A 13,691-nucleotide genomic window follows, 5' to 3' on the forward strand; every position below is an offset into this window, starting at 1 on the left:
CGCGGCATGCCGACGGCCCGGCGGAGGGGGTTCCGCCAGGCCGTCTTCCGTGCTGCCTACTTGTCGATCTTCACCCACGTGCCCTGGGCGGCCGGATCGGCCGGCTGGAGGCCCCTGGTCAGCTGCTCGACCTGGGCGTTGCCGAGCGCGCCGTCCAGATCGACGACATCGATCAGGTGGTCGCCGCGGACGATCACGCAGTTGGCGCGGGCGGTGTAGCAGTGCACGCCGTCCTTGCCCGCGAGCGAGGCGTTCTTGAGCTTGCCCTTCGACACCTCGATCTTGATGGTGCGCGGCGGCAGCTCGTCGACCCGGGTGACCGGGTCGGCCATCGGGCCCTGGTGCAGGTACACCGTCGACACCCGGTTGCTGGTGTCCGCGTCGGTCTGCTCGGCCCCGACCACCTGCCAGCCCTCGGGCAGGTAACCGAACCGGTACGGCGCCTTCACCTCGCGCTTGGCGCCGAGGGTGAGGCCGCCCGCGATCTTCAGCGCGTCCGCCCGGCTCACGGCCCCCTGGCCGTCCCGCGGCACGAACGTGGCCCACGCGTTGTCGGCGTACTCCCAGGCCAGGGCCGTCTTGACCCACTTCTTGGTGCCGTCGGCGGGCGAGATGTAGGTCAGGTCGATGCCGAACCCGGGCCGCCCCTCGACGGTGATCGGGTACCGCTTCCCGGGCTTCTGCGTCGCGCTCTCGTCGAAGGCGAACGACTCCGGCTTGTAGAGCTTCGCCCGGTAGGCGGTGATCGTTCCGGTGGCCAGCGGGTATTTGACCCCGTCGTCCCCGGGCCAGGTCTCGCCGTCGCGATAGACCGGGAGCTCCTGGAAGCCCGCGGTGACCAGGCCGGGCGGCCCGGCGTGGTACGCCCCGGTCCGGTAGCCGGTGAGGGTGGTGACGAAGTCGATCCGCTTGACCGGCAGCGGCGCCGGCGCCGACACCTGAGGTGCGGGTGCCGAGACGGCCGGCTGGGCCGGTGCGGACCCGCTCGGCTGGCCCGCCGCGCCGAAACCGGACGAGGACGCGCCCGAGGTGGCCGCCGCGCTCACCGCGACGGTGACCGCGGCGATGCCGGCCACCGCGCTGCCGGCGACCGTGGCGGCGGTCCGGCGGGTCCGGCTCCGGCGGGCCCGGGCGATGATGTCGTCAGTGGTGGTGTGCGGTGCCGGTGCGGCCTCTTGCACCGACTTCAACACGTCCTGAATGTGGTAGGACATGGCCGTTCCTCTCGAAAGTGTGCAGGGTGATTGCCTCGGCGGCCAGGACGGTCCGCAACGTGTCGAGTCCTCGGGCGCTCTGGCTCTTGACCGTCCCGGGCCGGCACCCGAGGATCTCCGCGGTCTCCTCGACGCTCAGGCCCTCGAGGAACCGCAGGACGAGCACCGCCCGCTGCCGTTTCGGTACGTGGCTCAGCGCGGCCCGCAGTCGCAGCCGCTCGTCGACGTCGCCGGACGGATCGGGGCCGGCCACGTCGGGCAGCGCGTCACCGGCCGAGCGCTCCCGCCGCCAGGGCCGGCGTTTCTCCCGGATCGCTGCCCGGACGACCATCGTCCGGGCGTACGCGTCCGGCGCCGCCACCTTGTCCCAGCGCATATAGAGGCGGGCCAGGGCACCCGCCACGGCGTCCTCGGCGGTCTGCCAGTCACCGCATGTCACATAGGCGAGCGCGCGCAGCGGTTCGAACCGTCCGCGGACGAACTCGCGGAATTCCTCCGCGTTCTTCGTTTCCACTCGGTCGTGCTCCCTTCGTCGCCATAAGGAGCCAGGGCGGCGCTCGCGGGGTTGCACGCGAGTGGCCTCATTCTGGCGGCGAGGGCAAGAGCACCGACGAACACGCGCCGGCCGGGTGGACCCGGTCGGCGCGTGGCGGGGGTGGGATCAGGCGGCGGGCGCCGGGTCGGGGAGGACCTTGGCCAGGCCGTCGGCGATGAGGGTGACCTGCCAGTTGCGGGCGCCGAAGCCGCGCAGGGTGTCGGCGATCGTCTGCGGGGTCACCTCGGCCGGCGGCGACCAGGCCAGGCGGCGGATGAAGTCCGGGCTGATCAGGTTCTCCGGCGGCAGGGTGTGCGCCTCCGCCGTACCGATGACGATCTGCCGGCAGCGCTGCAGCCGGGCCGCGGCGACCGGGTCGCGCTCGGCCCAGCGGTGCGGCGGGGGCGGCCCCTCGACCGGCTGGTTGACCGGCAGTTCGTCGTCGCCGAGGGCGCGGGCGGCGTCCAGGGCGTCCAGCCACACCCGGGCCAGCCGGCGCACCGAGCGGCCGCCGAAGCCGGGCAGGCCGAGCAGGGTGCGCTCGTCCTTCGGGTCGAGCTCGGCCGCCGCGATGATCGCCGAGTCGGGCAGCACCCGGCCGGGCGCCGAGTCGCGGCGGGCCGCCACGCCGTCGCGGGCGTACCAGAGGGCGCGGACCCGGGACTGGGCGCGGGCGCCGCGGACCCGGTGGATGCCCGACGTGCGCCGCCACGGGTCGGGACGTGTACGCGGAGGCCGGTCGGCGCCGGCCACCAGGGCGGCGAACTCCTCGGCCGCCCACTCCGCCTTGCCCTGGCGTTCCAGCTCGTCGGCCAGGCGGTCGCGCAGGTCCGTGAGGAGTTCGACGTCCAGGGCCGCGTACGTGAGCCACGACTCGGGCAGCGGGCGGGTCGACCAGTCGGCGGCGGAGTGGTGCTTCTCGAGCGAGTAGCCGAGCAGCTGCTCGGTGATGGCGGCCAGGCCGACCCGCTCGAAACCCGCCAGCCGCGCGGCCAGCTCGGTGTCGAACAGCCGCCGCGGCTTCATGCCGATCTCGGCGAGGCAGGCGAGGTCCTGGCTGGCCGCGTGCAGCACCCACTCGGTGTCGGCGAGCGCGGCGTCCAGGGTGCCCAGGTCGTCGAGCGGCATCGGGTCGATGAGCACCGTGCCGGCACCCTCGCGGCGCAGCTGCACCAGGTAGGCCCGCTGGGTGTAGCGGTAGCCCGACGCCCGCTCGGCGTCGACGGCGACCGGCCCGGAGCCGGCCGCCATCCGGGCGACGACCTCCGCCAGCTCGCCGGCGGACTCCACCGGGCGGGGCGTGCCCTCACGGGGCGCGGTCAGGGGAACGGAGGCGCGGGCAGGCTCGGGACCGCCAGACGTCGGGTCGGGCGGCACGTCGTGCGGTCCGTCGGTTTCGTGGTCCGGCGTGTCCCGACGGGGCAGGGGTGCTTCGTCGGTCACACCGTAACCGTACGGGGATGCATCCCCCCGCGTGTGCAGCCGGGTACCGGCGCGTCGGAGCTCGATCGACTTCATTGCGGAAAATGGATGCCCGGGACCCGTCCGCGGGGGCGGTTCCGTGCGTACTACCTCCCGGAAGCGCACGCCCGCCGACCCGGGAGTTTCATGACCACCGCCTACGATCCCTTCGGGATGCCGGGTCAGCGCCGGCCGCCGCAGGATCCGCTGTTGAGCCTGCCCGACCACCCCTCCGGCGAGTGGGCGACCGCCGCCCGGCCGCCGGCGCCGCTGCCGCCCCGGGTGGGTCATCCGCGCCCGGCCCGCCACGACGGGCCCTACCTGCCCTCACCGGCCGGGGGAGCGCCGTACCCGGTGGTGGCCGATCCCGAGGCGCGCCGCCGCGGCCGGCTCGCGCCGATGCTGCTGGTCCTGCTGCTGCTCGCCGGCGGCGGTTTCATGATGTGGCGGCTGGACCGGGCCGACGGCCGGCTCGGCGAGCGGCTCGCGGCGTCCCAGCAGCGCGAGTCCGACCTGGCCAAGCGCGCCGACCGGCTGGAGAAGCAGCTCGCCGGGGTCTTCGACCCCGAGGCGATCTCGTCGACGGTGCTGCCGAGCGTCTTCCGGGTCCGGGCCGGCAACTTCACGGGTACGGCCTTCTCTGTCGGCGACCGGGCCGGCAAGGGCAAGGCCAACCTGCTGACGAACTTCCACGTGGTCGAGTCGGTGTGGGAGGCCGGCGACCGGAAGGTGTTCCTGGAGCGCGGCGGCGACGAGTTGTCGGCCACCATCGTCAAGGTCAGCAAGGGCGAGGACCTGGCGTTGCTGCGCGCCAACCGCGAGGTCGCGGGGCTGGAACCGGCGCCGGGGACGGTGAAGCCCGGCCAGCAGGTCGTGGTCGTCGGCGCGCCGCTCGGGCTGGAGGACACCGTGACGACCGGGGTGGTGAGCGCCTACCGGCCGGCCGACGCGGACGGGCCCTCGATCCAGTTCGACGCGCCGATCAACCCCGGCAACTCCGGCGGGCCCGTGGTGAACGCCGCCGACGAGGTGATCGGGCTGGCCACGGCGAAGGCCCGGGACGCCGAGGGCATCGGGCTGGCCGTACCGATCAAGACGGCCTGCGACGCCTTCAAGGTGTGCTGAGGCGGGTCAGGGCGCCGCGGCGCGGTGGCGGTTGAAGGTGGTCACGCCCGGCGGGGGCAGGCCCGCCGTGGAGGCCAGCATCGTGCACCAGCCCTGCAGGTGGGCGCCGAGGTCGTCGGAGGTCGGCGTCCAGGAGGCGCGGATCTCCAGGTCGGCCGTCGGCGCCGGGCCGGCCAGCTCGCCGAAGCGGGTCGACGTGGTCTGGGTGATCGTGCCGCCGATCGCGGTGTAGGCGGCGCCGTGCTGCTCCAGGCCGTCGGTGAGCCAGGTCCACGCGACGGCCGGCAGCAGCGGGTCGCCGGCCAGGTCCGCCTCGAGCTCGGCGGTGATCAGCGTGACCAGGCGCAGGTTGCCGCGCCACGCCTCGTGCCCCGCCGGGTCGTGCAGCAGGATCAGCCGGCCGCTGGCCACCTCGTCGCCGTCGCGCAGGACGGTGGCGCTCAGGGCGAAGGCGTACGGAGCGAGCCGCTGCGGTGCCGCGATCTCCTCGAGCAGGATCTCCTCGCGCGGGGCGGTCGCCCGCAACCCGGCCACCGCGCGGGTGAACGCCTCGGGTGCAGCGGACGTGGGCGCCATGGAGGAAGCCTATGCCGATCACTGCCTCACGTCCGCGCGCGGCGCGCCGCAGGGCCCCGTTCACTCACGTGGCACGATGGCGCGGGTGACCAACTCTCCCGCGGATTCCGCCTTCGTACGCGCCTGCCGCGGCCTGGACGTGCCGCACACCCCGGTCTGGTTCATGCGGCAGGCGGGCCGGTCCCTGCCGGAGTACCGCAAGATCCGCGAGGGCGTGGGCATGCTCGAGTCCTGCCGCCGTCCCGACCTGGTCACCGAGATCACGCTGCAGCCGGTGCGCCGCCACGACGTCGATGCGGCGATCCTCTTCAGCGACATCGTGGTGCCGCTGGCCGCCGCCGGGATCGACCTCGACATCGTCGCGGGCACCGGGCCGGTGGTCGCCGACCCGATCCGTACCGCGGCCGACGTGGCGCGCCTGCGGCCGCTCGAGCCGGGCGACGTCGCGTACGTGGACGAGGCGGTCCGCCTGCTGCTGCCGGAGCTCGGCGCGACCCCGCTGATCGGCTTCGCCGGTGCGCCGTTCACGCTGGCCAGCTACCTGATCGAGGGCGGCCCGTCGCGGACGTACCTGAAGACCAAGGCCATGATGTACGGCGACCCGCAGCTCTGGCACACGCTCTGCGACCGCCTGGCCGACATCACCCTCGCCTTCCTGCGGGTGCAGACCGGGGCGGGGGCGAGCGCGATCCAGCTCTTCGACTCCTGGGCCGGCGCGCTCTCCGAGGCCGACTACCGCGAGTACGTCCTGCCGCACTCGGCGCGGGTGCTCGCCGGGCTGGCCGGCGCGGGCGTGCCGCGCATCCACTTCGGCGTGGGCACCGCGGTGCTGCTGGGGGCGATGGGCGAGGCCGGGGCGGACGTGGTCGGCGTCGACTGGCGCACGCCGCTCGACCGGGCCGCGGCCGTCGTCGGGCCGGACCGCTCGGTGCAGGGCAACCTGGACCCGGCGGTGCTCTTCGCGCCGTGGGAGGTCGTCGAGCGGGAGGCCCGCCGGGTGATCGCCGAGGGCCGGGCGGCCCGCGGGCACGTCTTCAACCTCGGCCACGGCGTCCTGCCCGAGACCGACCCGGACGTGCTCACCCGCCTGGTGTCGCTGGTCCACTCGGCCGGCGCCTGAGCGGGCGGGGGACCTTCGGCCCTGGTATCCGATCTTGACGGCCCGGCAGGGTGGTGCCGTGCCGCTCACATCGAACGACCCCGGTGGCCGGGGGACGACCGAACCTGTCAGGGTGGAACGCGTGCGGAAGCGGGTGGCGATCGTCGGCGGCGGCATAGCCGGGCTGGCCGCCGCCGTGCGCCTGCGTGACCGCGCGCCCGCCGACACCGAGATCATCGTGTACGAGCAGTCCGGCCGGCTCGGCGGCAAGCTGCGCACCGGTGAGCTCGCGGGCATCACCGTCGAGCGCGGCGCCGAGTCGTTCCTGATGGGCGCCCCCGGCGGCGAGGAGTCCGCGGCGGTGCGCTTCGCCCGCCGGCTCGGCCTCGGCGACTCGCTCGTGCACCCGGCCCCGGTCCCGGCCGCCCTGGCCATCGGCGGACGGCTCGAGAAGGTGCCGGCCGGGACGCTCATGGGCGTACCCGGGGATCCCGGCCTGCTGGGGACGGTCGCGCGGCCGGTCGCCGGCGCCGACCCCGACGACGGCCGCCCGCTGCTCGGCGAGGACGAGGACGTCGCGGTGGGCGCGCTGGTCCGGGCCCGCTACGGCGACGAGATCGCCGACCGGCTGGTCGACCCCATGCTCGGCGGCGTGTACGCGGGCCGCGCCGACCAGCTGTCCCTCGCCACCACCATGCCCGCCCTGGCCCGCACCGCGCGCGCCGAGCACACCCTCGCCGCCGCCGTCCGGGCCGCCCAGGCCGCCTCGGTCCGGGTGCCCGGCCGGCCGATCTTCGCCGCGGTCGACGGCGGGATGGGCCGGCTGATCGGCGCCGCGGCCGCCGCGAGCGGGGCCCGGATCAGCCTCGGCCTGCCCGTGCGCGAGCTGACCCGCACCGCGCACGGGTGGCGGCTCCTGCTCGGCCCGGTCCCCGAGCCGCAGACCGACGACGTCGACGCGGTCGTGCTCGCCGTGCCCGCCCGTCCCGCCGCCCGCATGATCGCCGGGGTGGACCTCTCCGCCGCCGCCGAGATCGAGGCGCTCGACTACGCGAGCGTCGCGCTGGCCGCGTTCGCCCTGCCCCCGGGCACGCCGCTGCCCGAGTTGTCCGGCTTCCTCGTGCCGCCGACCGAGGGCACCCTGGTCAAGGCGGCCACCTTCTTCACCCGCAAGTGGGCGCATCTGGCCCGCGAGGACGGCCCGGTGATCGTGCGCGCCTCGCTGGGCCGGGCCGGCGAGGAGGAGACGCTCCAGCACGACGACGCGGTGCTGACCGCGACCGCCCACGCCGAGCTGGGCCGGCTCATCGGCGGGGAGCTGCCGCCGCCGGTGGCGTCGTGGGTGCAGCGCTGGGGCGGGGGACTCCCGCAGTACGCACCGGGCCACCTCGACCGCGTCGCCCTCGCCCGGGCGGCGCTCGGCGACCGGCCCGGCCTCGCGCTGGCCGGCGCCGCGTACGACGGCGTCGGCATCCCGGCGTGCGTGGCCAGCGGCGAGACCGCCGCCGACGACGTCCTGAAATACCTGGAGGAGCGATGAGCGAGCCGCAGAGCAACGCCGCCCGGATCAACGAGCTGAACTCGACGATCCGCTACACGATGTGGTCCGTGTTCCGGGCCTCGGAGCCGCTGGGGGCGCTGCGCGAGGGGCTGGCCGGCGAGGTCGACACGCTGTTCGAGCAGCTCGCGGGCAAGGACGTGACGGTGCGTGGCACGTACGACGTCGCCGGGTTGCGCGCGGACGCCGACGTGATGGTCTGGTGGCACTCCGGCTCGCCGGACGCGTTGCAGGAGGCGTACGGGCTGTTCCGGCGTACCGGGCTGGGCCGGCACCTGACCCCGGTGTGGTCGCAGATGGCGCTGCACCGGCCGGCCGAGTTCAACAAGAGCCACCTGCCCGCCTTCCTCGCCGACGAGGAGCCGAGGCCGTACATCTGCGTGTACCCGTTCGTGCGGTCGTACGAGTGGTATCTGCTGCCCGACGAGGAGCGCCGCAACCTGCTCGCCGAGCACGGCCGGATGGCCCGCGGCTACCCGGACGTGCGAGCCAATACCGTCGCCGCGTTCGCGCTGGGCGACTACGAGTGGATGCTGGCGTTCGAGGCCGACGAGCTGCACCGCATCGTCGACCTCATGCGTGACCTGCGGGCCTCCGGCGCCCGCCGGCACGTGCGCGAGGAGGTGCCGTTCTACACCGGCCGCCGCCGTTCGGTCAGCGAGATCGTCGCGGCGCTGCCCTGATCAACCCCGTCGCATCGGTACGTGGGGGATGCCGTCCTCCACGTACCCGTCGCCGGAGATCTCGAAGCCGAAGCCGCCGTAGAAGCCGGCCAGGTGCGCCTGCGCGCCGAGCACCGCGGGCCGGTCGCCGATGACGGCGAGGGCGTGCTCGATGAGCCGGCCCGAGTACCCCTTGCCCCGGGCCTGCGGCGCGGTCACCACGCGGCCGATCCGCTCGACCCCGCCGTCGTCCAGGATCCGCAGGTACGCCAGCACGTCGTCGCCGCGGGCCAGCCAGACGTGCCGGGTGGCGGCCTCGGTGTCCCGCCCGTCGATGTCCGGGTACGGGCACCGCTGCTCGACGACGAACACGTCCACGCGCAGCTTGAGGATCGCGTACAGGGTGGTGACGCCGAGCTCGCGGAACGACGCCACCCGGATCTCTTCGCGGGGTTCCGGAGGCACCCGGGAATCTTATGCGTCACTTCTCGCGTCCCCGGCCGTTGGTCCCTGCGGAGACCGGCATTGGGGGCGCGCGGATGATCAAGCGGAGCAAGCTGTTCGGCAACAAGACCCGGGTGACGTTCTGCCTGCCCCGGGACACCCCGGAGGGCCCGGTCAGCGTGGTCGGCACGTTCAACGACTGGCAGCCCGGGCTGCACGAGCTCAAGGTCCGCAAGGACGGCATGCGTACGGTGACCCTGCGGCTCGACCCCGGCCACTACCGGTTCCGCTACCTCGCCAGCGACGGGGTCTGGATGGACGACGACCACGCGGACGCGGTGGGCCCGCAGGGCAGCGAACTGCTTCTCTGACGTTTCACCCGCGGGGCCCCGGGAACTTCCCTACGTTTGTTGGCGATCCTATCAACGACGGAAGGGGCCCTCGTGGCTAACGTCAAGCTGGCCGTCATCTACTACTCGTCCACGGGCACGATCCACGGCATGGCCGAGCGGCTGCAGCAGGCCGGCGAGAAGGCCGGCGCCGAGGTACGCCTGCGCCAGGTGCCCGAGCTGGCGCCGGAGGAGGCCATCGCGTCGAACGCGGCGTGGAGCCAGCACTTCGACCGCACCAAGGACGAGCCCAAGGCCACCGCCGACGACGTGGTGTGGGCCGACGCGGTGCTGTTCGGCACGCCGACCCGGTACGGCAACGTCGCCAGCCAGCTCAAGCAGTTCATCGACACGCTCGGCCCGCAGTGGGGGCAGGGGCTGCTGGCGGACAAGGCGTACGCGGGCTTCACCGCCTCGATGACCGCGCACGGCGGCCAGGAGTCGACGCTGCTGGCGCTCTACAACACGATTTACCACTTCGGTGGCGTCGTGGTGGCTCCCGGGTACACCGATCCGCTGAAATTCGCCGACGGCAACCCGTACGGCGTCTCCCACGTCACCGGCGGCACCAACGACGCACCGCTGACCGACGTCCAGTTCGCCGCGCTCGACCACCTGGCACAGCGCATCGTCCGGGTCGCCGGCAAGCTCGCGGGCTGACCGCCGGGGCCCGCCACCTCGGCTGAAATGCATTCTGACCTGCTGGCACACTGTCCGCCGTGGTCAACAAGTTCGAGCTGAACCTGAGCGGCGCACAGTGGCGCCGCAGTGCATCGTCCGACGAGTCGGCGGTCGAGGTCGCCCTCCTGGACGACGGGGTGGCGGTCCGTGACGCCCGCCGCCCGGACGGCGATGTCCTCTTCTTCACGCCGGCCGAATGGGACGCGTTCGTGGGCGGCGCCAAGGACGGGGAGTTCGACCTCTAGCGGGTCAACCCGGGCATCGCCCGCTTTTGCGGATATCAACCCGAAGAAGGTTCATTTCTCGCTACTGTGCGGACATGACCAATCACGAGCGTTCGGAACTGCTGAAAAAGGTGGAGCGGTACGAGACTGCCTTTACGGAGCTCAAGGCCGCACACGACGATGTCAAGGACGTGCTGATCGAGGCCATCCTGTTCGATCGCTGGCAGCAACTCGGCACCCAGCTCGGCTTCAAGGCCGAGCAGCCGAAGAAGACCGACGAGCCGAACCGGGACCTGGCCCAGCTCAACCAGCAGATCTCCGCGATGAGCGAGTCCTGGTCGCATTGAGTGCGAGGTGTGTTCCAGCTCGCCCGGGGTGGTAGCCGCCCCGGGCGGCGGAACGCGTTACGGTGTCGGCCATGGCCGACACCCAGTACGAAGAGCTGCTCCGCCGGGTTCTCGAGACCGGCGTCCCCAAGGCGGACCGCACCGGCACCGGCACGGTCAGCCTCTTCGGTGAACGCCTGCGCTACGACCTCTCCCGCGGCTTCCCGCTGATCACCACCAAGCGGGTGCACTTCAAGTCCGTCGCGGTCGAGCTGCTGTGGTTCCTGCGCGGCGACAGCAACGTCTCCTGGCTGCGCGAGCAGGGCGTCACCATCTGGGACGAGTGGGCCGACGACAGGGGCGAGCTCGGCCCGGTCTACGGCAAGCAGTGGCGGTCCTGGCCCACGCCGGACGGCGGCCACGCCGACCAGATCACCGACCTGCTGGCCACCCTGCGCCGCGACCCCGACTCCCGCCGCATGATCGTGTCGGCCTGGAACGTCGGCCAGCTGTCCGAGATGGCCCTGGCGCCGTGCCACGCGATGTTCCAGTTCTACGTCGCCGACGGCCGCCTCTCCTGCCAGCTCTACCAGCGCAGCGCCGACATGTTCCTGGGCGTGCCGTTCAACATCGCCAGCTATGCGCTGCTCACCCACCTGATCGCGGCGCAGGTGGGGCTCGAGCCGGGCGACTTCATCTGGGTCGGCGGCGACTGCCACGTCTACTCCAACCACGTGGACCAGGTGCGCGAGCAGCTGTCCCGCGAGGCGTACGAGTTCCCGAGGCTGGAGCTGGCGCCGGCGCCGTCCCTCTTCGACTACCGCTACGAGGACCTCACGGTGACCGGCTACCGGCACCACCCCGCCCTGCGCGCCCCGGTGGCGGTATGACGATCCACCTCATCTGGGCCGAGGCCCGGGGTGGCGTGATCGGCGCGGCCGGCGGCATACCCTGGCGGGTCCCGGGAGAGCAGCGGATCTTCAAGGACCGCACCATGGGCGCGACCGTCGTGATGGGCCGGGCCACCTGGGATTCGCTGCCGGAGCGGGTACGCCCGCTGCCCGGCCGCCGCAACGTGGTGCTGACCCGGCGCCCCGGCTGGGCGGCCCCCGGCGCGACCCCGGTCCACTCGGTGCAGGAGCTGCTCGAGAAGCACGACGACTTCTGGGCGATCGGCGGCGAGGCGGTCTACACGGCGCTGCTGCCGCACGCGGGGCATATCGTCCGCACCCGGATCGACCTGGAGGTCGAGGGCGACACGTACGCGCCGCGGCTCGGCCCGCAGTGGCGGGTCACCGCGGCCGGGGAGTGGCAGACGGCGGAGAACGGTGTCCGCTACCTCGTCGAGGACCTCGCGGCCGGATGAGATCACTCTTCGCCCGGCGGCCCCTGACCGGCGCGCTCGTGCTCGCCGCCGCGACCGTGCTGACCTGGCTGGTCTTCCTCGGCGGTGACACGGAGAAGGACGTCGACCCGGTCACGCTGGTGGAGTCGGGGCCGTACACGGTGCCGCAGGTGGCCGGCTGCCTGCTGACCCTCGTGGTGCTGCTGGTCCTCGCGGTGGTCGCCGGCGTCCCGCGCTGGTACGCGGCGGCGGCGATGACCCTGGCGTTCTCGCTGGCCTGGACGGTGCAGGCCGCCATGGCCGACGACAGCGGCCTCTTCGTGATCGGCGGCGTCCTGGTGGCGCTCGGGATGGCGGCGGGGACCGTGGTGGTGGCCGTGGCGACCGACGCGGTGCTGCGCCCGCGCGGCTGACCGGCGCCGGCCGGTGACCCCGGTCCGGCGCCGGGCGCTCGTCAGGCCTTCGGGTCCAGCCTGATCGAGAGGCTGTTCACGCAGTGCCGGGTGTTCTTCGCGGTCATCATCTCGCCGCGGAAGACGTGGCCCAGGTGGCTGTCGCAGCGGGCGCAGCGGATCTCCGTCCGCACCATGCCGTGGCTGTGGTCGTCGATCTCCCTGATGGCCCCGGGGATGGCGTCGTCGAACGACGGCCAGCCGCAGTGCGAGTCGAACTTGGTGTCGCTGGGGTAGAGCTCCGCGCCGCACGCGCGGCAGTGGTACATGCCCTCGGTCTTGGTGTTCACGTACTCGCCGGACCAGGGTGCCTCGGTGCCGGCCTGCCGCAGGACCCGGAACTCGTCCGGGCTGAGGCGGACCCGCCACTCGTCCTCGGTGGTGGGCAGGGTGGTCTCCTCGGTTGCCATGCCCTCCACGGTACGTCGGAGCGCACCGGGAGTGCGGCGGGCGGGCGTACCCCGGGCCGTTGAGCTTGCATGGATGCTGCGCGATTCCGGCCCACCCGCCAGCAGGCCCTCGGGCACGGCCTCTATCTCGGCCTGCTCGCCGCCGCGGCGGTGCTGGCCACGGCCGTGGTCCTGGTCCTGACCGACTCCGCCGCGCCGCCGGCGTGGGTCTGGCCGTGGCTCGCCGCCGGGCCGCCGGTGCTGGGTGCGCTCGGCGGGGTGCTGCTGCGGCCGCGGGTGCGTACCGAGATCGGGGCCGAGGGGATTCGCACGGTCACCCCGTTCGGGGCGGGCGTGCAGCCGTGGAGCCGGGTCGTGGACGTGCGGGCGGAGCGGCGGGGTGCCCGTACGGTCGTCTCGGTCTATCTCGACTCCGGGGCGTCCGTGCGGTTGCAGGCGCCCTACAGCGGGGGCCTGTTCGCCGCGGATCCCCAGTTCGAGCTCAAGGTCTTCGCGCTGTCCCACCTCTGGCGCAGCCACAGATTCGGGGGAGTTCCCTCGTGAGAAAAGGGGGGCGTTACGTGCAAAAAGGGCAGAAGGCGCTAAACTCCCACCGGACCGAGACGGACTTACAGCAACAGAACGGATGCTCCTCATGAGTTTGACGCGCCGACTGGCCGCCGTACTGCCCGCGGCGGGCGTCACCGTCCTTGCCGCCCTGGCGCTGGCCGGGACGCCCGCCGCGGCGGCGGGCGACGAGGCCGCGGCCCGCGCCCAGCGCCCCGCCGTGATGACGACCCCGTGCGCGGAGGGGCAGCGCGACGAGGACTGCGGCTACGGGTACGGCGGCACGCCGGGTGCGGCCACCACCGGCCCGACCCGCGGCAACGGCGGCTACGGCGGCGAGAGCCCCACCGCTTCGCCGACGCCGTCGCGCACCACGCCCACCACCCCGGCGACGACGACCCCGGCGACCACCACGCCGGCCACCCCGACCGCGAGCGTCGACACCGTCCCGCCGGGCGGCGAGCTGCCCGTCACCTCGCCGGCCGCCACGCCCAGCGAGACCACCCCGGGCGGCGTCAGCGCCGGCGGCACCCTGCCCAAGACCGGTGCGCCGATGGGGATGACGATGGCCATCGGTGCCCTCATGGTGGCGGCCGGTGCCGGCGCCGTCTTCTACACCCGGCGTCGTCGCCACGCCTGACGTT

The 13,691-nt window shown here is 73.5% G+C and carries 19 protein-coding genes; 13 read left to right on the forward strand and 6 right to left on the reverse strand.

Annotated elements, in window-relative coordinates:
* Nucleotides 1-56: 56 nt before the first annotated feature.
* The 3 genes from CLV70_RS25665 to CLV70_RS25675 form a co-directional block, all read right to left on the reverse strand.
* Complete coding sequence (locus tag CLV70_RS25665) at nt 57-1,214, reverse strand: acetyl-CoA carboxylase biotin carboxyl carrier protein (protein ID WP_146164157.1); 1,158 nt, start codon at nt 1,212-1,214, stop codon at nt 57-59.
* Entirely contained in the window at nt 1,144-1,728 is a 585-nt protein-coding gene (locus CLV70_RS25670) for a SigE family RNA polymerase sigma factor (RefSeq protein WP_106129157.1), read from the reverse strand. The genes CLV70_RS25665 and CLV70_RS25670 overlap by 71 nt, the downstream gene beginning before the upstream one ends.
* A 147-nt stretch (nt 1,729-1,875) precedes the next feature.
* Nucleotides 1,876-3,192 carry an HRDC domain-containing protein gene (locus tag CLV70_RS25675; protein WP_106129276.1) on the reverse strand — a complete coding sequence of 439 codons (1,317 nt, stop codon included), beginning with the start codon at nt 3,190-3,192 and terminating at the stop codon, nt 1,876-1,878.
* A 165-nt stretch (nt 3,193-3,357) separates the two neighbouring features.
* Here CLV70_RS25675 and CLV70_RS25680 point away from each other — a divergent pair, with 165 nt between their 5' ends.
* Nucleotides 3,358-4,335: a S1C family serine protease gene (locus tag CLV70_RS25680; protein WP_106129158.1), complete on the forward strand. Its 978-nt coding sequence runs from the start codon at nt 3,358-3,360 to the stop codon at nt 4,333-4,335.
* A 6-nt stretch (nt 4,336-4,341) separates the two neighbouring features.
* On the opposite strand, the gene CLV70_RS25685 is transcribed toward CLV70_RS25680, so the two are convergent.
* Nucleotides 4,342-4,911, reverse strand: coding sequence for a DUF3000 domain-containing protein (locus CLV70_RS25685; RefSeq protein WP_106129159.1), 570 nt, complete (start codon nt 4,909-4,911; stop codon nt 4,342-4,344).
* A gap of 76 nt (nt 4,912-4,987) precedes the next feature.
* Here CLV70_RS25685 and hemE point away from each other — a divergent pair, with 76 nt between their 5' ends.
* The 3 genes from hemE to hemQ all read left to right on the forward strand — a co-directional run bounded on the left by hemE (nt 4,988) and on the right by hemQ (nt 8,251).
* A complete protein-coding gene (hemE, locus tag CLV70_RS25690; RefSeq protein ID WP_211303879.1) occupies nt 4,988-6,031 on the forward strand; it encodes a uroporphyrinogen decarboxylase in 1,044 nt (347 codons plus the stop codon).
* 121 nt (nt 6,032-6,152) lie between these two features.
* Nucleotides 6,153-7,550, forward strand: a complete 1,398-nt coding sequence (locus CLV70_RS25695; protein ID WP_425440220.1) for a protoporphyrinogen/coproporphyrinogen oxidase — start codon at nt 6,153-6,155, stop codon at nt 7,548-7,550.
* Nucleotides 7,547-8,251 (forward strand): hydrogen peroxide-dependent heme synthase, encoded by a 705-nt coding sequence (gene hemQ / locus CLV70_RS25700; protein ID WP_106129162.1) that lies wholly within the window; start codon nt 7,547-7,549, stop codon nt 8,249-8,251. The genes CLV70_RS25695 and hemQ overlap by 4 nt, the downstream gene beginning before the upstream one ends.
* Here the strand turns inward: hemQ and CLV70_RS25705 are convergent, their stop codons facing one another.
* Nucleotides 8,252-8,695 carry a GNAT family N-acetyltransferase gene (locus tag CLV70_RS25705; protein WP_106129163.1) on the reverse strand — a complete coding sequence of 148 codons (444 nt, stop codon included), beginning with the start codon at nt 8,693-8,695 and terminating at the stop codon, nt 8,252-8,254. It abuts the gene before it with no gap.
* Nucleotides 8,696-8,769: 74 nt separating this feature from the next.
* On the opposite strand from CLV70_RS25705, the gene CLV70_RS25710 reads away from it, so the two are divergent.
* The 7 genes from CLV70_RS25710 (at nt 8,770) to CLV70_RS25740 (ending at nt 12,052) form a co-directional block, all read left to right on the forward strand.
* Nucleotides 8,770-9,045 (forward strand): isoamylase early set domain-containing protein, encoded by a 276-nt coding sequence (locus CLV70_RS25710; protein WP_106129164.1) that lies wholly within the window; start codon nt 8,770-8,772, stop codon nt 9,043-9,045.
* A 72-nt stretch (nt 9,046-9,117) separates the two neighbouring features.
* Nucleotides 9,118-9,723: an NAD(P)H:quinone oxidoreductase gene (gene wrbA / locus CLV70_RS25715; protein ID WP_106129165.1), complete on the forward strand. Its 606-nt coding sequence runs from the start codon at nt 9,118-9,120 to the stop codon at nt 9,721-9,723.
* A gap of 59 nt (nt 9,724-9,782) precedes the next feature.
* A complete protein-coding gene (locus CLV70_RS25720; protein ID WP_106129166.1) occupies nt 9,783-9,989 on the forward strand; it encodes a DUF397 domain-containing protein in 207 nt (68 codons plus the stop codon).
* Between the two features lie 74 nt (nt 9,990-10,063).
* Nucleotides 10,064-10,315 carry a hypothetical protein gene (locus CLV70_RS25725; RefSeq protein ID WP_106129167.1) on the forward strand — a complete coding sequence of 84 codons (252 nt, stop codon included), beginning with the start codon at nt 10,064-10,066 and terminating at the stop codon, nt 10,313-10,315.
* A gap of 71 nt (nt 10,316-10,386) precedes the next feature.
* Nucleotides 10,387-11,184 (forward strand): thymidylate synthase, encoded by a 798-nt coding sequence (locus CLV70_RS25730; RefSeq protein WP_106129168.1) that lies wholly within the window; start codon nt 10,387-10,389, stop codon nt 11,182-11,184.
* Nucleotides 11,181-11,660, forward strand: coding sequence for a dihydrofolate reductase (locus tag CLV70_RS25735; RefSeq protein WP_106129169.1), 480 nt, complete (start codon nt 11,181-11,183; stop codon nt 11,658-11,660). The genes CLV70_RS25730 and CLV70_RS25735 overlap by 4 nt, the downstream gene beginning before the upstream one ends.
* On the forward strand, nt 11,657-12,052 hold the full coding sequence (locus CLV70_RS25740) for a hypothetical protein (RefSeq protein WP_106129170.1): 396 nt from the start codon (nt 11,657-11,659) through the stop codon (nt 12,050-12,052). Before CLV70_RS25735 ends, CLV70_RS25740 begins: the two co-directional genes overlap by 4 nt.
* Nucleotides 12,053-12,093: 41 nt before the next feature.
* Here CLV70_RS25740 and msrB read toward each other — a convergent pair whose 3' ends face one another.
* Nucleotides 12,094-12,501 carry a peptide-methionine (R)-S-oxide reductase MsrB gene (msrB, locus tag CLV70_RS25745; RefSeq protein WP_106129277.1) on the reverse strand — a complete coding sequence of 136 codons (408 nt, stop codon included), beginning with the start codon at nt 12,499-12,501 and terminating at the stop codon, nt 12,094-12,096.
* 69 nt (nt 12,502-12,570) lie between these two features.
* Here msrB and CLV70_RS25750 point away from each other — a divergent pair, with 69 nt between their 5' ends.
* The gene (locus CLV70_RS25750; RefSeq protein ID WP_106129171.1) at nt 12,571-13,044 is read left to right on the forward strand and encodes a PH domain-containing protein; all 474 of its coding nucleotides are present in this window, start codon (nt 12,571-12,573) and stop codon (nt 13,042-13,044) included.
* A gap of 91 nt (nt 13,045-13,135) precedes the next feature.
* Nucleotides 13,136-13,687, forward strand: coding sequence for an LPXTG cell wall anchor domain-containing protein (locus tag CLV70_RS25755; protein ID WP_146164158.1), 552 nt, complete (start codon nt 13,136-13,138; stop codon nt 13,685-13,687).
* The last annotated feature ends 4 nt before the right edge of the window (nt 13,688-13,691 follow it).

Source organism: Pseudosporangium ferrugineum, from assembly GCF_003002065.1.
GTDB lineage: Bacteria > Actinomycetota > Actinomycetes > Mycobacteriales > Micromonosporaceae > Actinoplanes > Actinoplanes ferrugineus_A.